At 33.0% G+C, this 19,687-nt stretch carries 17 protein-coding genes, 6 tRNA genes and 1 pseudogene; 15 read left to right on the top strand and 9 right to left on the bottom strand.

The window, feature by feature from the left end; translation table 11 throughout:
* Window positions 1-44 precede the first annotated feature (44 nt).
* From GVV10_RS05725 to GVV10_RS05695, 7 genes are read left to right on the top strand one after another with little or no spacing between them, the layout of a single operon-like run.
* Window positions 45-1,019, top strand: a complete 975-nt coding sequence (locus tag GVV10_RS05725; RefSeq protein ID WP_159520512.1) for a substrate-binding domain-containing protein — start codon at window positions 45-47, stop codon at window positions 1,017-1,019.
* A 53-nt stretch (window positions 1,020-1,072) separates the two neighbouring features.
* Window positions 1,073-2,563, top strand: coding sequence for a sugar ABC transporter ATP-binding protein (locus GVV10_RS05720; RefSeq protein ID WP_201290003.1), 1,491 nt, complete (start codon window positions 1,073-1,075; stop codon window positions 2,561-2,563).
* Window positions 2,544-3,518, top strand: coding sequence for an ABC transporter permease (locus tag GVV10_RS05715; RefSeq protein ID WP_159520510.1), 975 nt, complete (start codon window positions 2,544-2,546; stop codon window positions 3,516-3,518). The genes GVV10_RS05720 and GVV10_RS05715 overlap by 20 nt, the downstream gene beginning before the upstream one ends.
* Window positions 3,515-4,396, top strand: coding sequence for a sugar phosphate isomerase/epimerase family protein (locus tag GVV10_RS05710; protein ID WP_159520508.1), 882 nt, complete (start codon window positions 3,515-3,517; stop codon window positions 4,394-4,396). The genes GVV10_RS05715 and GVV10_RS05710 overlap by 4 nt, the downstream gene beginning before the upstream one ends.
* A gap of 1 nt (window position 4,397) precedes the next feature.
* Window positions 4,398-4,949 carry a 6-phospho-3-hexuloisomerase gene (gene hxlB / locus GVV10_RS05705; protein WP_159520506.1) on the top strand — a complete coding sequence of 184 codons (552 nt, stop codon included), beginning with the start codon at window positions 4,398-4,400 and terminating at the stop codon, window positions 4,947-4,949.
* A 33-nt stretch (window positions 4,950-4,982) separates the two neighbouring features.
* Window positions 4,983-6,473 carry a xylulokinase gene (gene xylB / locus GVV10_RS05700; protein WP_159520504.1) on the top strand — a complete coding sequence of 497 codons (1,491 nt, stop codon included), beginning with the start codon at window positions 4,983-4,985 and terminating at the stop codon, window positions 6,471-6,473.
* Window positions 6,474-6,509: 36 nt separating this feature from the next.
* The gene (locus GVV10_RS05695) at window positions 6,510-7,493 is read left to right on the top strand and encodes a winged helix-turn-helix transcriptional regulator (protein ID WP_159520502.1); all 984 of its coding nucleotides are present in this window, start codon (window positions 6,510-6,512) and stop codon (window positions 7,491-7,493) included.
* A 65-nt stretch (window positions 7,494-7,558) separates the two neighbouring features.
* Here the strand turns inward: GVV10_RS05695 and GVV10_RS05690 are convergent, their stop codons facing one another.
* The 9 genes from GVV10_RS05690 to GVV10_RS05650 all read right to left on the bottom strand — a co-directional run bounded on the left by GVV10_RS05690 (window position 7,559) and on the right by GVV10_RS05650 (window position 11,086).
* On the bottom strand, window positions 7,559-8,251 hold the full coding sequence (locus GVV10_RS05690; protein ID WP_159520500.1) for an LrgB family protein: 693 nt from the start codon (window positions 8,249-8,251) through the stop codon (window positions 7,559-7,561).
* Window positions 8,251-8,601, bottom strand: coding sequence for a CidA/LrgA family protein (locus tag GVV10_RS05685; protein WP_159520498.1), 351 nt, complete (start codon window positions 8,599-8,601; stop codon window positions 8,251-8,253). The genes GVV10_RS05690 and GVV10_RS05685 overlap by 1 nt, the downstream gene beginning before the upstream one ends.
* Before the next feature lie 58 nt (window positions 8,602-8,659).
* A tRNA-Gly gene (locus GVV10_RS05680) sits at window positions 8,660-8,733 on the bottom strand.
* A gap of 11 nt (window positions 8,734-8,744) precedes the next feature.
* Window positions 8,745-8,820, bottom strand: a tRNA-Lys gene (locus GVV10_RS05675).
* Between the two features lie 3 nt (window positions 8,821-8,823).
* Window positions 8,824-8,907 (bottom strand) — tRNA-Tyr (locus GVV10_RS05670).
* 22 nt (window positions 8,908-8,929) lie between these two features.
* A tRNA-Thr gene (locus GVV10_RS05665) sits at window positions 8,930-9,005 on the bottom strand.
* A 3-nt stretch (window positions 9,006-9,008) separates the two neighbouring features.
* A tRNA-Val gene (locus GVV10_RS05660) sits at window positions 9,009-9,084 on the bottom strand.
* A 136-nt stretch (window positions 9,085-9,220) separates the two neighbouring features.
* Window positions 9,221-10,198: a phosphate acetyltransferase gene (gene pta, locus GVV10_RS05655; RefSeq protein WP_159520496.1), complete on the bottom strand. Its 978-nt coding sequence runs from the start codon at window positions 10,196-10,198 to the stop codon at window positions 9,221-9,223.
* A gap of 63 nt (window positions 10,199-10,261) precedes the next feature.
* Window positions 10,262-11,086, bottom strand: coding sequence for a helix-turn-helix domain-containing protein (locus GVV10_RS05650; protein WP_159520494.1), 825 nt, complete (start codon window positions 11,084-11,086; stop codon window positions 10,262-10,264).
* 94 nt (window positions 11,087-11,180) lie between these two features.
* On the opposite strand from GVV10_RS05650, the gene GVV10_RS05645 reads away from it, so the two are divergent.
* The 8 genes and pseudogenes from GVV10_RS05645 (at window position 11,181) to GVV10_RS05610 (ending at window position 19,670) form a co-directional block, all read left to right on the top strand.
* Window positions 11,181-12,287 carry an ABC transporter ATP-binding protein gene (locus GVV10_RS05645; protein WP_159520492.1) on the top strand — a complete coding sequence of 369 codons (1,107 nt, stop codon included), beginning with the start codon at window positions 11,181-11,183 and terminating at the stop codon, window positions 12,285-12,287.
* A 115-nt stretch (window positions 12,288-12,402) separates the two neighbouring features.
* A tRNA-Gln gene (locus tag GVV10_RS05640) sits at window positions 12,403-12,477 on the top strand.
* A gap of 710 nt (window positions 12,478-13,187) precedes the next feature.
* Entirely contained in the window at window positions 13,188-15,434 is a 2,247-nt protein-coding gene (locus GVV10_RS05635) for a peptidase domain-containing ABC transporter (protein ID WP_159520490.1), read from the top strand.
* A complete protein-coding gene (locus GVV10_RS05630; RefSeq protein ID WP_159520488.1) occupies window positions 15,427-15,894 on the top strand; it encodes an AraC family transcriptional regulator in 468 nt (155 codons plus the stop codon). Before GVV10_RS05635 ends, GVV10_RS05630 begins: the two co-directional genes overlap by 8 nt.
* Complete coding sequence (locus GVV10_RS05625; RefSeq protein WP_159520486.1) at window positions 15,891-17,339, top strand: HlyD family efflux transporter periplasmic adaptor subunit; 1,449 nt, start codon at window positions 15,891-15,893, stop codon at window positions 17,337-17,339. Before GVV10_RS05630 ends, GVV10_RS05625 begins: the two co-directional genes overlap by 4 nt.
* Window positions 17,340-17,445: 106 nt before the next feature.
* Window positions 17,446-17,793 (top strand): hypothetical protein, encoded by a 348-nt coding sequence (locus GVV10_RS05620; RefSeq protein ID WP_159520484.1) that lies wholly within the window; start codon window positions 17,446-17,448, stop codon window positions 17,791-17,793.
* A 49-nt stretch (window positions 17,794-17,842) separates the two neighbouring features.
* On the top strand, window positions 17,843-18,394 hold the full coding sequence (locus tag GVV10_RS05615) for a hypothetical protein (RefSeq protein WP_159520482.1): 552 nt from the start codon (window positions 17,843-17,845) through the stop codon (window positions 18,392-18,394).
* Between the two features lie 206 nt (window positions 18,395-18,600).
* Window positions 18,601-19,670, top strand: a pseudogene (locus GVV10_RS05610) (IS3 family transposase).
* Window positions 19,671-19,687 lie beyond the last annotated feature (17 nt).

Raw genomic sequence — 19,687 nt, 5'->3', positions numbered from 1 at the left:
AGAGAATATAATAGAGTCAAGCGAAAGCGTTTACAGGAGGAAAAATGAAAAAGTCATTCAGTAGTTTATTATTAGCAGTCATGTTGGTCCTTACATTAGTTGGTTGTAGTCCTGATACAAAGGGTCCAGAAGCAAATGGGAAAAAAGATTCATACACTTTTGTTATTGTACCAAAAGCTGTCCATGCTTGGTTCGATGAAGTAAATAAAGGTGCACAACAGCAAGCAGAGAAAATGTCTGAACACTTGGGTGTAGAGATTAAAGTTGATTATCGTGCTCCAAGTACAGCTGATGTTGCTGAACAAAATTCAGTTTTAGAACAAGCGGCAGCAACAAATCCTGACGGAATTGCACTCGATCCGATTGACTACGAAGGAAATAAAGCGGTTATAGAAGAAATTGAAAAGAAAGGTATCCCAGTCGTTATCTTTGATGCACCAGCTCCAGAAAATTCACATTTAAGTAGTGTGGGAAATGATTTTGGTGAACAAGCAGTTCTAGCGGCAGAGCGATTGGTTGAATTACTTGATGAAAAAGGAAAAATTGCGGTTATGCAAGGTGTCCCATCGGCACCAAATCATAACGAACGTTACGAATCAATGCTTGAATATCTAAAACAATTTCCTAATATTGAAGTCATTGAAGGGGGAATTAGTAATGACAGCATTGAAGAGGCCAAAACACAAGCAGCATCAATTATTGCAGCTAATCCGGATTTAAAGGGATACTTAATGTCTGATGCAGCTGCACCTGTAGGAATCGGAGCAGCGGTTGAAGAAGCAGGTAAAGTCGGTGAAATTAAAGTTGTTGGATTAGAGAATTTAATTGATATTTTAAACCTTGTTGATAGTGGGATCATTCAAGCATCATCATCAACAAGACCTCATATTCAAGGTTCAATGACAATTGTTATGTTGTTACAAAAAGCAATGGGAATGGAAATTCCTAAAGTTGTTGATACAGGAATTGATTTCATTGATGAATCAAACGTAAAAGAGTGGATTGAAATTATGAAGTAAAACAAAAACCTTTGGTTTTTGTTTTACTTTAATAGATAAAAAGGGTGAGTATTATGATTTTAGAAGCAAAAAATATAACAAAAGAATTTCCAGGCGTTATGGCCTTAGATAATGTAGAATGTACGTTTAAAAAAGGAAGTATTCACGCAATAATTGGTGAAAATGGTGCAGGTAAGAGTACTCTAATTAAATGTTTAACTAATGTTTATCAACCCAATGACGGAACGATAACGATTGATGGGAAAGATGTTTCAACAAATCCACAGTTATTTAATAAAATTGCCTACGTACCTCAAGAACTAGATTTATTTGAAGAAATGACGGTTATGGAAAATTTATTTATGCCATTCGAGAGAAGTGGGTTCTCAGGCTTAATTAATAACCAGGAACTAAAACGAACAGCAAGACCAATTTTAGAGAAGTATAAGATCGATGTTAAGCCAGAACAATTAGTTTCATCGTTATCAATTTCTCAAAAACAATTACTACAAATTGCACGCGCAATGATTCAGAAAGACTACGAAATTATATTACTCGATGAACCGACGACTAGTTTAACGAGTAAAGATACTGAACATCTCTTTGAAATAATTAAAGAACTTGCTAAAAATGGGAAATCGGTTGTTTTTATTTCTCATAAGTTAGATGAAATTATGCAAATTAGTGATGACATTCTTGTTTTAAGAGATGGAAAAGTTTCCAATTATGATGCTGTAGAAAAAGTTAACCATGATTGGATTATTACAAGTATGACAGGAAGAAGCATTGATAATGAACAGGTATATATTTCTCGAAAGACAAGTGAAGACCTTCTTTTTAAGTGTACTAATCTTGCGGGAGTAGGATTTTCCAATGTTAACCTTGAATTATTTAAAGGAGAAATACTTGGGTTGTATGGATTAGTTGGATCTGGGAGAAGTGAGACGATGCAAGCTTTATTAGGCTCAAAACCTATAGTCCAAGGACATGCTGAAATTGAAGAAAAACCTATGAGTTCAAGTGTCAAGGAGAATATTAAGAACGGTTTTGTATATATTCCAGAAGAACGCAAACAGCAAGCTATTTTTGAAAATTTATCCGTTCGTGAAAATGCAAGTTTAGCTTATCTTGATGATATTATTGATAAACGTCAAGTTAATTCAAAAAAAGAAGTTGTAGAAATAAATAAAATCATTGCTGAATATAATGTAAAAACTCCTAGTTATGATCAAAAAATAAAGTTTTTAAGTGGTGGTAATCAGCAAAAAGTTATTATTGGACGAGCAATGAATACGAAACCAAAAATTTTAGTTTTAGATGAACCGACAAAAGGTATCGACATTGGTACAAAAAATGAAATATATCAGATGATGAAAGAATTAGCAGAATCAGGCGTTGGAATCATTTTGATTTCTTCTGAACTGGATGAGTTAATAAAATGTTCAAATAGAATCGTTACGTTCTATGATGGCAAGACAATCAGTAGTTTCAATCATGGCGTAAGTAAAGAAAAAATAATTTCATCTATTTTGGGAAGGGAAGAAAATGAAAACATTAATAAATAAAATCAGACACAGCAGTTTATTTACAATATCAATTGTTTTAGTTATTTTAGTTATTGCGACTTCAATCATATCGCCATATTTTTTAACGCCTTATAATTTACAAGCGTTAATCCGTGATTTAGCGTTTATAGGAATGATTGGTGTCGCTCAATCATTGACACTATTAGTTGGTGAATTAGATTTATCAGTAGGAAAGATTGCATCATTATCTGGAGTTGTTGGCGCAATCCTTATGACATCAATGGGTTTAAATCCATATTTATCAATTTTAATTGCAATATTGCTAGGAACATTCTTAGGATTTGTGAATGGGACCATCATAACGAAATTAAAGCTAAATGCGATGGTAGCAACGATTGGAATGACAGGAGTTTATGGTGGAATTAACCTTGTAATAACCAAAGGGAAGGCAATTTCAAATATTCCTCAACAAATTCATTTCTTGGGAAAAGGAAATATTCTCGGTATTCCGATTCCATTTATATTCACACTCATCGTTTTAGGGATTATCCTTTTTATTGTATTTAAAACTAAGACGGGTCGCTACATTTATGCTATCGGTAATAACAAAGAGGCTGCCGATTTATTGGGTGTTAATGTTGATAAAATACGAGTACAAATTTATATGATTGTTGGAACGATATCTGCGTTGGCAGGAATACTTTATGTTGCAAGACTTGGATCTGCTCAAACTGCGATTGGTGAGAATTGGCCTATGAATTCAATTGCATCGTCTGTTATTGGTGGTGTAGCATTAACCGGTGGAATTGGTAATCCAGCTGGTGCGTTATTAGGGGCAACCATTATTTCTGTTATACAGAATATGATTGTATTATTCGGTGTAAATATTTATTGGCAAACGGCTGTAAGTGGGATTGTGGTTGTTGCAGCAATATCATTCAGCTCTATTGCATTAATGAGAAAAAATAAAATTACAGGAGGAAAAGAAAAATGAAGTATGGATTAAATTTATCATTTGCCGTTAAACGATGGTTAGAACCAGAAATATTAGCCGCCATGTGCAAAGACGATTTTAATGTGGATGTTGTACAATTTACCTGGGATTTAATTGACCCTTGGTGGCCAGAAAAGTATAGAGATCCAATGGTCTTGAAATATAAAGAAGCATTTGAGAAAAATAATGTCAAAATTGAAAGTAGTTTTGGTGGATTAGCATCATACTCATTCGCACACTTTTTAGCTCCTGATGAAAATCAACGTCTCGCCGCACTAGAATTTTTTAAACGTGCTGTAGATATGACACGGTTGATGGGAGTTGATGTAATTGGTAGTCCGATTGGTGGCATGTCAAATTTTGAGTCCAATGATCCAAAATTACGACAACTAAGATACGACGAAGCTTTAAAATTACTTTTAGATTTAGCAGAATATGCCCATGCCAAAGGGATTAAAAAATTTCTAATTGAACCGACACCTTTACTGACTGAATTTCCACACAGTCCAAAAGTATCAAATAAATTGGTTGATGATTTAAATGAAACATCACCCATTCCATTTGAACTAATTGTAGATTGGGGTCACGCTATTATGGAGCCAATTTTAAAAGAAGAAGCAGATATGGAAAAGTGGCTCATTGATTGTAAAGGAAATGTTGGTGGTGTTCACTTACAACAGACCGATGGGATTTATGATCGTCATTGGGATTTTACAAAAGAGGGTATCATTACACGAGAGCTTGTTGAGGAAGTTGCAAACAATTCAAACACAAGTGATTTAGTACAGTTCCTTGAATTTGTCTACGCATTTGAAGAAACTGATGAAGTTGTATATGAAGGTGTAAAAAAATCACTGGCTTATCTAAGAGGGGAATAATATGAAAAATAATTACTTGAAAAACATTGAAGAATATAAACAAGTTGTTGAAGAGATTAATTGGGAAGATGTCGAACTTTTTAAACAATTGATTTTAGATGCAAATCGTATTATTTTAATTGGTGTAGGTCGTGAGGGATTGATGACGAAAGCATTTACAATGCGTTTGATGCATTTGGGATTAGATGTCCATTGGATTTGGGACGAAACAACACCTTCTATAAGAAAAGGCGATTTACTCATTGCGACAAGTGGTTGTGGAGAGATTGGTCACATTCATTATGTAGTGGAAAAAGCAAAAGAAAGTGAAGCAAAAGTAGCATTAGTAACAGGGGATCCGTATAAGAAAACAGCAAAGATTGTTGATTTTATTCTTTTTAATCCAGCGGCAGTCTACCTTGGTGATGCGAAGGTTGTTGATTCCTATCAACCAATGGGTAACTTGTTTGAACAAACATTGTTAATATTATTTGACATAATTATTATTGATCTTCAAGAAGCACTTGATTTAACCCCAAGTGAATTAGAAGCACAGCATAGAAACCTAGAGTAAATATATTGACGTATAAAAGGATGTGGAACGAAAATGAAATATGTAATTGGAATTGATGTAGGCACGAGTTCACTCAGTGGTATTTTAGTTAATGAACGAGGTGAAGTTCTAACATCTGCAAGTGAAAGCTATCGTATAATTACGATTAAAAGTGGTTATAATGAGCAAGATCCGGTGGACTGGTATAACGCATTTTGTAAAGTGGCCAAAGAATTGATATCCTATGCCCCTGATATATCCAGAAATATTGAAGGTATATCATTTGCAGGACAGATGCATAGTTTAGTAAGATTGGATGATGAAGGTAATGCGATTGGTAATGCAATCCTTTGGAATGATACACGTACAAAACAAGAATGTGAACGAATAACAAAAGAAATAGATGTTATAAAGATTACAAAGAATAAAGCTGTAGAAGGTTTTACTTTGCCCAAGATTTTATGGTTACAAGAACATGATTTCGAATCCTGGAAGAAAACGAAAACAATCTTATTACCAAAAGATTATATGGTTTACCGGCTAACAGGAAATAAAGTAATGGATAAATCAGATGCAAGTGGAACACTAATCTATGATTTCAAGCATGAATGTTGGAGTGAGGAAATTTTAAATCATTTTGATTTAGACTTAGGGATTATGCCAAAAATTGTTAATTCGACAGATTTTGTTGGGCATATGGATGCATTATTATGTAGAAAACTAGGCTTACTCACCATTCCTAAAGTGTTTGCAGGAGCGGGTGATAACTCGGCTGCAGCTTTAGGGGCAGGGATATTTAAGAAAGGCGATGCATTGTTAAGTATCGGGACTTCAGGTGTTATTTTAGCCTTTGAAGATGATATTGATGTTGATTATAAAGGAGAATTGCACTATTTCCACCACAGTATAGAACGAAGTTATTATTCGATGGGAGTGACTCTTTCGGCAGGCCATAGTCTTTCTTGGTTTAAAAACAACTTTGCTAAAAGTATTTCGTTCACAGATTTGATGAATGAAATATCGGAAGTTCCGATTGGTTCTTCGGGTTTATTGTTTACACCGTATTTGAATGGAGAAAGAACACCGCATACAGATGCGACGATTAGAGGTTCATTTATTGGTGTGAGTGCCGAACATAATTTAAAAACTTTCACCCGTGCTGTTGTTGAAGGAATTACGTTTTCTTTAAAAGAATCTTATGATATTATGTTTGAGAATGGAATAGAGTTAGAAAGAATTGTATCGACTGGAGGGGGAGCGAGAAGTGTTGAATGGTTGCAAATTCAAGCTGACATTTTAGGTGTAGAAATTAAAACTTTGCAAAGTGCAGAAGGGCCGACAATGGGAGCAGCTATGATTGCAGCGTTGGGTTTGAGATGGTTTGAGAGTGCAAAAGAATGTGGTAAAAGCTTCATATCTTATGGAGAGTCCTATGTTCCATCACCTTCCAATCATAAAAAATATAATGAGCTATATAAAATATATAAGCAAATCTATTCAAACACTAAAGATATCAACATGCAACTAAAAGAGTATAGAAAGTAATCGTGACCCATTATGAAAATAAATGACTCAAATAATATGACAAATAAAGAAAAGTTAATTTATCATATTTTATTAGAAAATCCAATGTTATCTCAAGAAGAAATTGCTTACAGGGCTAACATGTCTCGATCATCCGTGTCTGTTCATATATCAAATTTAATGAGTAAAGGGATAATTGTAGGGAGAAGTTATGTTGTCCAGGATACAGGTTATATTGTCATTTTAGGAGAGAGTATTGTTGAAATAAATGGGATGTTAAGTGTTGAAAGCAATAAAGAAACAATCGATATTAGTGTTAAAGGAAGTGGAATGACAATTTCTCAAAATTTTCATCAAGAGAATATAACAAGTCATTTAATCACTACGGTTCCAAATAGTTTTTTTGGGACATTAGTTCAAAACTGGTGCAGCAGCATTGGGATTGATCTAAAGTATTCATATTTTTCCAAAGAAGATTACAATAATTTATGTATGAGTTTAGACCGAGAAGGGGATTATCATCAAGTGATTCATGATAATAAGGCGATGGATGCGTTACCTATTAATCATTTGTTAAATCAGGATAGATTGTTAAGAGATTCGAGTTTGATCCTAATCGGTTCCTACTTTAATATTAAGGCAACGGAATATGCTTTGGAGAGATATTCTGACAAGAAAATAATGTTGAGTTTTTACGAAGGTTTTGATAATGAAAAAATGATTTTATTAATGGAAAAGGCAAATGTTGTTCATTGTTCAATCGAGGTATTAAAGAAGGTTAGTTTAGTTGATACACACGAGTCGAGTGTTTTTAAAGAGATGAAAAAATTATTAAACACGAAAACTGTACTGGTTTGTGTTAATGACTCCAATCGTTTATTTATTATGAGTCATGATTATAAAGAAATGTTTGAGTTTAAATCCCATATTAAAGAAAAAGAAGCGTTTGATCATATATCATCTGGAATTGCGATGTCAATTATAAAAAAATATGATTATGAGCAGATGGCTTTCTTAGCATTAAAGAATATTGAATATTAAAAAAACACCAACACGTTGAAAGGCTATATCTAAAGTTAGATATTAACCCATCAAATGTTGGTGTTTTAAATGATATACATGAGAGCAGAGTAGATAAATGGTGAAAGGAATACGGTTAGAATACCCGTTAAAATCAAAGCCAAGGTGGCCATTGTTTCCTGTGTCTCACCCAGTTCAATTGCTTTTGATGTGCCTACGGCATGGGCGCTGGATCCTAAGGCTAGTCCTTGAGCAATAGGAGAGTTGATATTAAAGACTTTGTTAAGCAAAGGTGCTAAGCTTGCACCTATAATTCCTGTAATAATGACAATTGCGACGGTAACGTTTGTGTAGCCTCCTAATGCAGTGCTAACATCACCCGCAATAGCTGTTGTGACTGATTTAGGGATCAAACTAGCCCCTAATTTAAGGTCTAATTTGAAGAGGTAAACTAATAATGTAATGACCAAACCATGTGCAATAGCACTGCTTAAAACGCTTATTAAGATTAGTTTAATATTCTTATAGAATAAATCTTGATGTTTATACAAAGGGATTGCTAATGCAACGGTAGCGGGACCAATAAGCGATGTAAAAATCTTGGCACCACCATTATAATCATCATATGAAATATTAAAGACAATGAGTATTAGAATGATTAAGATGGATGAGAATAGCAGTGGATTTAATAGACTGATTTTAGTTTTAACCTGCAGTTTCCTAAATAGGCTAAAGACTAGAATGGTTAACGAAATACCGAATAAAGGATGTTCTATCATTACTGGACCTCTTTCTTTAAGATATATTCACTGACCTTTGCACTCACAAAATAAGTTACAAGTGTTGAAAGAACTGTGATCAGTGTTAAAGCTATAGCGTTATCGATCAATAAATCGAAATAGTTCATGATGCCAACGGACAAAGGCACAAACAAAATTGCCATGTTATTTTTAAGCCACTCACCACTTCCGCTAATATCTTCGAGTTTCAACAACTTTAGATTTAAAGAGACAAAAAGTAAAATAAGTCCAATGATGCTTCCAGGTATTGGAAAAGGTAAAACGGAACTTATCAAATCTCCAATAATTGAGAATATAAATATTATAAGTAATTGTTCAAGTATTTTCATAGTAACTCCTTTAAAATATAATAAAAAAACAACCAAATTGGTTGTGTTCAATGTTTAATGGAGCGGGTGAGGAGAATCGAACTCCCATAGTCAGCTTGGAAGGCTGAAGTTTTGCCATTAAACTACACCCGCATATGACAGAATGGTGACCCGTGTAGGAATTGAACCTACGACCCACTGATTAAAAGTCAGTTGCTCTACCGACTGAGCTAACGGGTCCCATGGTGGGGAGAGACGGATTCGAACCGCCGAACCCTAAGGAGATGATTTACAGTCACCCGCGTTTAGCCACTTCGCTATCTCCCCGATAAATGTCATATATTTTAAATGGTGCCGACTAGAGGACTTGAACCCCCAACCTACTGATTACAAATCAGTTGCTCTACCAGTTGAGCTAAGTCGGCAAATGGTGGAGATTAACGGGCTCGAACCGCTGACCCTCTGCTTGTAAGGCAGATGCTCTCCCAACTGAGCTAAATCTCCATTTGCTTGATGCGTTTCCTTAACGCCTTAATAATATACCATGAGTATCAATGAAGTGTCAACACTAAAATGCAATTATTTCAAAAACTTTTTAAAAAGCTCTTAAAACCTAATAAAAAAGCCTATTTCTAGGCTTTTAGATCAATGTTTGAGCTGCGGTAATGATCGCAAGTTTGTAAACATCTTCCTCAACACATCCACGTGATAAGTCAGACACTGGTTTGTTTAAACCTTGTAAGATTGGTCCAATTGCTTCATAACCACCAAGACGTTGAGCAATCTTATATCCGATGTTACCTGATTGAATTTCAGGGAAGATAAAGACACGTGCTTTTCCAGCAACATCTGAACCTGGAGCTTTTAAACCAGCAACAGCAGGAACAAATGAGGCATCAAATTGTAATTCACCATCAATTTTATACTCAGGAGCTAACTCTTGAGCAATTTTTGTTGCTTCCACAACTTTATCAACTTGAGGACCAGCTGCGGATCCTTTTGTTGAGAAACTCATTAATGAAACAATTGGTTCAATATCAAATAATTCAGCTGTCTTTGCACTCTCAACTGCAATTTCAGCCAATTCTTGAGCATTTGGATCAATGTTAATTGCACAGTCGGCAAATAAATAAGTTTCAGTACGTTTAAAAATAATAAACGCACCACTTGTTCGACTAATACCAGGTTTTGTTTTAATAATTTGTAATGCAGGGCGTACTGTATCACCTGTTGAATGAATTGCTCCTGATACCATGGCATCAGCTTCACCCATATAAGTTAACATTGTACCGAAATAGTTAACATTTTTAATCCATTCTGCAGCACCTGCAGCATCTAGTTTACCATTACGACGTTCAACTAAAGCATTAACCATTGCTTCTTTTTTGTCATTGTCATATGTTTCAGGGTTAATAATTTCAAGACGATCTGTCATGAACCCAATATTCGCAGCAATTTCATTAATTTCTTTTTCATCACCAAGTACAATAGGATGCACTAAGTCATCTGCTGCTAAACGAACTGCCGCACCGATAATTCTCTCATCATTTCCTTCGGGGAAAACAACTTTGATCTTTTTCCCAACGATCTTTTGTTTTAAACCTTCAAATAAATCCATAATTTCCTCCTATACATTCCTTATTATACATGAATTGAGGAAATTTGTGTTAGTTTGCACAAGTTAAAGTGTTAACAAATAACAAAGTAATAATTGTTGCATGTTTCTCAAGTTAAGACCTGTATCTTTACTTACTTTATCAATACGATAATTAATAGTATTACGGTGGGTGAAAAGCTCATCGGCCGTTGCACTAATGTTCCCTTGATGTTTCCATAACGATGAAATAAGAGCAATCAATTCATCATCATGTCCAAGTTTCTGTTTAATTTCTTGGGCGATGATGCTCTCACTTAAACTAGGGGCTATATAATAAGGAACATAAGCATCAATGTATTGAATGACTCTTTCGCTTTTAATATTTTTTGAAAATAGAATTCGTTCTTCATTGAAAACATCACGAAGCACATGAACTGAACACATCATACCAATAAATAAGGTTGTTGTTGTTGAGAAGTCATCGTCTAACATCGAGATAAAACCATAAAGCTGATCCATGTTTTGATTATATTGATCAGCAATAAGAACACCATACTCACGATCCACAAAAAAAGTATCACGAGCACCAGGGAAGAAAGATTCAAATGATGTTAACCAAGCATCCTGTTGTTCATTTAAGTTTTTTACATGAAAATGAATGGTCATAAAATCACCATCTATTTCTGGAAGAATATTGGAGTCTTGAATCAAATATTGATACCATACCGATCGAGATTCTTCAGGTTGCATTAAGAGTGTAAGAATTTTTTGTTCGCTCTCATTCATTGTATCCTTATATATATGCAAATATTTAAATCCGTCATAATAGTTAAAAAGAGCAGGGTTAGGACTACTCATTGTTGATTCAATGGCCGTTGGGTAAACTTTTTTTAAATCTTTAATTTTCATATTTATTACTCCTTGCACAATAACTTTGGTCACTTTAACTATATCATATATGGTAGCGCTTTATTATAATGGAATTACATAGGGAGGATATTTTATGACAAAGAAAATTGTATTAAAAAATATTTATAAGCGTTATGATAAAAACCCAAATTATTCAGTAACAGATTTTAATTTAGAGATTGAAGATAAAGAATTTATCGTGTTTGTTGGTCCATCTGGTTGTGGTAAATCAACAACTCTTCGTATGATTGCTGGATTAGAAGATATTACAGAAGGTGAAATCTATATTAACGATCGTATTGTTAATGATGTAGAACCTAAAGATCGTGATATTGCCATGGTTTTCCAAAACTATGCACTTTATCCACATATGACAGTCTATGATAATATGGCTTTTGGATTAAAAATCCGTAAAGTTCCTAAAGATGAGATTGATAAGGCTGTTAAAAATGCAGCAGATATTTTAGGATTAGCAACATATCTTGATCGTAAGCCATCCGCGTTATCTGGTGGAGAACGTCAACGTGTAGCCTTAGGTCGTGCGATTGTTCGTGATGCAGAAGTCTTCTTGATGGATGAGCCATTGAGTAACTTAGACGCTAAATTGCGTGTTGCTATGCGTGCAGAAATCACAAAACTACACCATCGTTTAGAAACAACAACAATTTATGTTACCCATGACCAAACTGAAGCGATGACAATGGCTGACAGAATTGTTATTATGAAAGGTGGATTTGTCCAACAAATTGGTTCACCAAAAGAAGTCTATAATAATCCAAACAACGTTTTTGTTGGAGGATTCATTGGTGCACCAGCAATGAATTTCTTTGATTGCAAGATCGAAGATCATCATCTGATTACGACAGATGGTGTTAAATTAAGAATTCCAGAAGGAAAATATTCAGTCTTGGAGGAACAAGGATACGTTGGTAAAGATGTCATCTTTGGAATTAGACCAGAAGATATTCACAATGAGCAATTAGTGTTAGATTCTATGACTGAATCACTTGTCAATGCTGAAGTTACAGTTGCGGAATTATTAGGAGCTGAAACAATGTTGTATGTTACAATTGGCGACCATGAATTTATTGCAAAGGTGGGTGTCAATGAATCATACTCACCAGGTCAAAAAGTTGAGTTAGCATTCAATATTAGCAAGGGACACTTCTTTGATAAAGAAACAGAAAACGTTATTAAATAGCATTCTATAGGCCTCAAATCAACTTGAGGCCTATTCTTTTAAAAAAGTTTTAAAAAAGCCTTGCATTCATTTTTCCTTGTGTTATAATTAAATTCGCAGCAAGAGGAAAAGACATTGGGCCATAGCCAAGCGGTAAGGCATCACACTTTGACTGTGACATTCCCTGGTTCGATCCCAGGTGGCCCAGCCAATGTATAAATAACGACAAGATGAATCAATTCATCTTGTTTTTTTTATAGGTAAGTAATTTAAAAGGGGTTATAAATTATGATATGTTTATAACACAAGTCTACAAATTGAATGAATATAGTAAGCATAAAAAAGGTACAAAAGTAATATTAATCCAAAGGATTAGAAAATGAAATCAATTAAATCAAAAAATAATGCTACGTAGTATGTTTAGTAAAATGTTATGAAAGAAGAGCTATGATACGAATGCAACCAAACGTTAAACTTGGAAATAAAAGTCCTTTACTTATAATAAAGGCCGAGCTTCCGGGCAGAAGAAAAACAACGGTAGCGAAGGCTTAGCAAAAGAATTATCACTTGTTTACCTCCGGTTAGATTGTATAGTGGTACCTTTTAATAAACTTAACGTGGATACAGGATTAAGAGGAGAACGATACGAAGCCATAATGAACCTGGCATAAGGAGAACCTGAATTTAGGTATGAGTGTTATTATTGATTCGGTAAACCCTCTCCATGTGATGAGAAAAAACTACCAGCAACTTGCGAAATCTACGGAATCGCTATTTTTGTATTCCCCCATTCATTTTACACAATCAAAAATAGAAAACATTTGACAGTCTAAGTAATGTATGCTAAATTTAAAATAGTTTAAAATAAATGTGAATATGTAATTGTAGTTTAATTCCGGGGGGAGGTTAAATGCGATTTTTATGTTATCAAAAATAAGACTAAAAAAGTATCCAAATGTTAAACAGCACGATTCGTCTGATTGTGCTGCAGCAGTAATTTCTACGATACTTTTAAAATACAAAAAAGAAATATCACTCATGAAGGTTAGGGAAATAATTGGAACTGATGCTTATGGTACCAGTGTAAAAGGTATCGTTGAGGGTTTTGAAAAGCTTAAGTTCAATGTTAAGGCGGTTAGAACTTCAACAAAAGATTTAACCAGAGAGATCACATTACCAGCAATTGCTCAAGTTAAGACAGAATCGGGTCTTAACCATTTTGTTGTGCTTAACAAAATCACTAAGAAGAATGAGTTTATAATATCGGATCCAGCAAATGAAGTCAGTAAGCAAACGTACGAAGATTTTGATTCGTGGTTTACTGGCGTTTTTATTGTACTCATTCCAACGAGCGAATTTGAGGAGTCAACTTTAAAAGACAAATCAATGTTTGAAGTATTTAAAGTTTTGATACTTCCACAAAAGAGACTTCTATTTACAACAATATTGATTTCGTTATTATTAAGTCTATTAGGGATTTTATCTAGTTTGTTTTCTAAAGTATTAATGGATGAAATTATTCCATTTCAGTTAAAGAAGAGTCTGTATGTATTTTTATTGTTTTTTATTCTTGTTTCGCTAGTTCAAAATTTACTTTCGGCATTTCGTCAACATGTGCTTTTATATTTGTCAAGAAAAATTGATATACCTTTATTACTTGGGTATTACAATCATATTATAAGATTACCTTACTTTTTCTTTATTACAAGAAAAGTTGGAGATATCTTAACGCGTTTTCAAGATGCTATGACAATTAAAGAAATATTCACCTCTTTATCAATCTCGTTAGTTATGGATGTACTCCTTTCGGTAATATCTGCAATTGTACTTTGGAATTTGAATTCGAAATTATTCGGCATTTTACTCTTGATAGTAATTATTAATATAATTTTAATTTATGTCTTTAAGAAACCTTATAAAAAATATAATTATGAACAAATGGAATCAAGTGCAATGTTGAATGCCCAACTAATTGAATCAGTAGAAAATATCGAGACGATTAAATCAATGTCAGATGAATCTTCTCAAATAAGTAAACTAGAATCAAGATATGTAAATGCATTGAAACTTGAATACAAAGTAGGTATTCTACAAAATTTTCAAGGGTTTCTTGCAAATTTTGTTGGTGCGTTAGGAAATGTGTTGTTTATGGGGGTAGGAGCACTATTTATTATAGATGGAAAAATGAGTATTGGTGATCTTTTAGTATTTCAAACATTAAGTCAATATTTTACAGAACCAATTCAAAATTTAGTTTCATTACAAATAACATTTCAAGAAGCGCAAATTTCAATGAAACGCTTAGGTGAGTTGATGAGCTTGGATGTTGAAGAGGACGAGTCAAAAAATCTATTGACTAATATTCCACTTAATGGAGATATTGTTTTTGGAAATGTTAGTTTTTCTTATGGATCACGACCACCTGTAATAAACGATTTAAATTTAACAATTCCAAGTGGAAAAAAAGTTGCTTTTGTAGGGGAAAGTGGTGCAGGTAAAAGTACGATAGCCAGACTTATTATGAAGTTCATTGAAAATGAATCTGGGAAAATAACACTAACGGGATACAACATTAAAGACATTGGACATCAATTCTTAAGAAATAAGATTGCTTATATTCCTCAAAATATTGAATTGTTTTCTGGAACAATCATTGACAACTTAAAAGTAGGTAATAATCTTGCTACCTATGAAGAAATTGTAACTGCATGCAAATTATCTGGCGCGTCTGATTTTATCGAAAGCATGCCGAATCGCTACGGATCATACATTGAAGAAGGTGGAAGTAATCTATCTGGTGGTGAAAAACAGCGATTAGCTATTGCAAGAGCACTTTTAAAAGAACCAGAGATTTTCCTTTTTGATGAAGCAACCTCTAATCTAGATTCTTTTAGCGAAAGAAAAATACATGATTTGATATTCAATAAAATTACATCGAAAACAACAATTATTATCGCTCATAGACTTTCGACAATAATGAATAGTGATTATATATACTTACTTGATAAAGGAAAAGTTATTGAGAGTGGCAATCATCATGAACTTATGGCTTTAAATGGTAAATATGCATCGATGATCAATATGCAAATGTCACATATGGATATAGAAGAAGTTAAAAATAAATATGATGAACACAATTATGAAGGAGAAGAAATCACTTATGGCTAAATTAGAAGTATTAGAAAATAAAAAATTAGTGTTAAAAAATGTTTTAGTTCATGAATTGAGGGATATTTCCTTGGATTCTTTAGAAGATGAAATAAATAGATTCATCAACAAACTTGACGTATTGAAAGTACAAGGATTTGGTCCCTTAATCACAAAAAACTTTGGAACAAATATAAGCGATGAAGGTTATTTAACAACAAATTATGATCTTATGATCCAAGCACATGATTATACTCAGTATAAAAATATATACAAAACCTATGATAAACTAACTGCTGAACATTGTGTATACGTTAGATTTTCTGACCACCCACAATATTCAAATTTCGCTCATGACAAGATAAATCTTCATTTCTATGAAAAAGAACTCATTTCAAGTGATGTTACTTACTCCATAATCGTTGAAGAAAAAGAAGAACTCTTAATAATGGACTTATTTGTTCCGGTAAAAACACTATGAAGTTGTATTCAAAAAACGAACTTAGAGATAGTCGAATATTCTTTGATAAGGAACCACCAAAATTTGGAACATATTTCTCTATTTTTATTGGATTTCTATTGATAGCTTCACTTGTTGCTTCAAGCATTATTAAAAAAACCTATATAGTAAAGGCACAGGGTGTTGTTAGAGGGAGTGATGCTCAGTATATTTCTTCAAATGTCAATGGAATGGTTACGAAAGTAATGAAAAGCGAAGGATCTACAGTAAAAGAAAATGATGTTCTGCTTGTAGTATCTGATGGAAAAGAATCATTACAAGAGAAAGTAATCATTGAGCAATTGGAACAGGCATATGAAAAGGTCAACGCAATGGATAAGTATCAAGAGTCTTTAACTAATTCTGTTAATTACATGAAAAATTCAGGATTAGAACAAGAATATTTTGGTTATATGGAATATTACTTACAACAAAAAGAATCTGATAATTTTTCTGATAATATTGAGTCGAAGAAAATCAAAAATAAAGAGAAACATCTTAGTAAAGTATCTCAAGAAGTTAAAGATTTGGAAAATGACATTCATAGATTTAAGTCTTCAGGATATAGAATAAAAAAAAATGAAATAAAGAAGAATATAAAAAACACTCAGAAGAAGATTAATGAATTAGGCGAAGAATTTACTCAAGAACAAGACGAAGATAAGAAAACAGAAATTGAAAAGAGTTTACAGAAATATAAAGATTTAGATAACAAACATCAAAATGACTTGGAACAAATTGAAACCCAAATTATTGAAATGAGTGATTTAGAGATAGAACTCGAAAATAAAATTAACGAAATTAAAGGTATGAAAGAAGAACTTGATTCTTTAAAAGACCAGTTTGAAAACCCAATGAATCAAACATCCCAAATGAAATCTCAGTTAATGATGGAACTCGGTAAAAATCGAAGTCAAGTTGAGACAAAAATTACTGAACTAGAATCAAACTTGAAACTTTCTTTAGAACAAAAAGAAACATATCAAATTAAAGCTACACATGATGGAGTTATACATTATGTAAATCCCATGAGGGTTGGAAGTTCACTCCAGCAAAATCAAGTTATTGCGGATGTTTCTACTCAAGACATCGATAAGTTCATTATTGAAGCCTATATTTTAGCTTCGGATATTTCGAAGATATCTTTAAATGATGATGTAAATATAGCGGTTAATGGAGTTAATTCGACAAAGTTTGGCACGTTAAAAGGGAAACTTGTATTTATAGATTCAGGAACAATTTCCCAGGAGTCTCAAGAAGGCAATATGCTTCTATATAGGGTTAAAATAAACTCGGATTCTTATATTTTAAAAAGCAAAGATGAGACAATCGAAATTATTTCATCGATGCCGGTTGAAGCAAGAATAGTCTACGAAAAAGAAACATATTTAGACTGGATGCTTAATATGCTTAACTTGAAAAATTGAAAACTTAAAGGAGGTGATGCTTGGAAATAGAGCAAGATGTATATATAGATTTCGTTTATCTTATGACACATAATATTAAGTATATAAAAAAAGGAGGATTAATATTATGGAATTAGTAATGCCAATGAATTATGAAGTGTTAGATCAGGAAGAAATGATGTATTTGGATGGCGGTAGAAGTTTCAGAATAAATAAAGCCGTTTTACATGGAGCTCTAATGTTTGTTGGTGGAAAAATTATCAGCGAATTAGCGGGTGCATCTTTGGCTAAAGTTGCAAGTGTAATTGCTTCAAAAGCTATACCCATAGCAAAAGCAATAATACTAAAAGGAACATTTGGTTCATTTGTTACTGTAGCTCTAACTTCTGCATTAGCAGGTATACTTGTGGTTACTGCACTATATGCAGGAGCTGTTTGGCTAGGAAATAAAGCGGGGTACAACATTAAATTGTAAAATCAATCATTTAGGGATTAAATTCCTAAATGATTTCTAGGAGACTATTATGCAATATTATTTAGTTGTTTTTATTAAATTATTTGTGATTGAAAAGTTACTAACTTTAATATATTTTATTTTAAGAAATATAAATTTCAATATTACAAAGCTATATGCACGTGTGCTACAATTGTTGTTATTACTATTGCTATTCACGTCAATTTTTAAAAATGAAATATCTTACGAATTTGTGCTGTATTTTACATACCTACAATTATCGTATATATATTTTTTATGTAGAACCTATTATCAAGATAAGAAAAAAAAGAGATTATACTATCAAATTAACTCAAGTGTAATTAATTATTTTTTAAGTACATCATATAGCAAGTTAGAAGAAGTTGATTGTTATGATGTAATTGAAGCTCTTAAAGTAGTTGAAAATGAAATTATAACTTCACCAATACTTCTTAATATAGGATATATAGGTAAAGAAAAAATTACAATTTGGATTATTGGTGAAAAAGCAAAACGAATCCATTTAGATTTTAATAAAGAAAATTTAAGAATACAAATAGATCAATATAAAAACGGAATTGAAATTACTGTATTCTTATAGAAATAAATCGATGACTAATCAAAAATGATAATAATTCTGATAAGAATGGGCCACACTTTGATCAACAAAACAAATAATTATATCGTAATAATTAATAATGTTTGATTATCGCAATATAATTATTTGAACTGTGGAAAGGTTACACTCAGGTAGACACTTCTCTATATAACGAAATGTTATAATGAGAGTAAGTGAGGAATGATACTATGAGTTCAAAGAAACGAAGAACTTACAGTGAAGATTTTAAGAAACAAATGGTTTCTTTGTATGAGTCAGGAAAATCTCCTGCTGAACTAATTGATGAGTATGATTGGTCCCCGCATCGATATATCAGTGGAGAAAAAAAGTATGGATCTAATTCAAATGATGATGTTACTGTAGATAATAAAGAATCTATAGATGAGTCAAGAAAACTCCGTGAAGAAAATCAAAAACTTAGAATGGAGGTCGATATTTTAAAGCAAGCGACGCTGATTATGGGACGAAAATCAAAGTAATGAAATAAAATGAACACAAGTATCCAGTCAGCGAGATGTGTAGAATTTTAGAGATTAGTAGATCCGGATATTATAAATATAGAGATAAAGACTTCTCCAAGAAAAAAGATATTCATACAGACTTAGTCATAAAGATATTTCATGAAAGTAATCAAATCTATGGTACCCGCAAAATTAAGCGTGCTTGTCAGGAACAAGGGATTAATTTATCACGACGTAGAATTGGTCATATCATGGCAGAAGAAGGCCTTGTATCACGTTATACAGTAGTTCAGTTCAAGCCAGAAAGGCAAAATGTTAACCGAGAGCAATCATGAACATCGTTAATCAAGAGTTCAATGGTAGAAAGCAAAAAGAAGTCATCGTAAGTGAGCTCACCTACGTTGGGGTAGGAAATAATAGGCTACAGTGCAGGTCCAAGAAAAACGGCCCAGCTCGTAAAAGAAGCATTCGCAACAGTTAATGGAAGTTTAAACAATGTGCAATACTTCAATAGTGATAGAGGCATGAAGTTTAAGAGTTCTCTTATAGAAGACCTCATTAATATATTTGGGATATCCAGATCACTGAGTGAAACTGGAGTACCATATGATAATGCGGTCGCTGAAGCGACCTTTAAGTCAATAAAAACAGAGTTTATTTATCCAAATAGGTTCGAAACACCACAGCAATTGAAACAAGAGTTGTCAGTGTATGTGTGGTGGTTTAATAATAAACGATACCATCAAACGTTAAATTACTTAACGCCTGTACAGTATCGTTTAGAAAATGTTATATAGATGAGTGTCAACAACAA

It is taken from the genome of Erysipelothrix urinaevulpis, from assembly GCF_009828835.1.
Classification (GTDB): domain Bacteria; phylum Bacillota_I; class Bacilli_A; order Erysipelotrichales; family Erysipelotrichaceae; genus Erysipelothrix; species Erysipelothrix urinaevulpis.
Note: the sequence above shows the minus strand (reverse complement) of the source record. Positions and strands in the feature narration are given on the sequence as shown.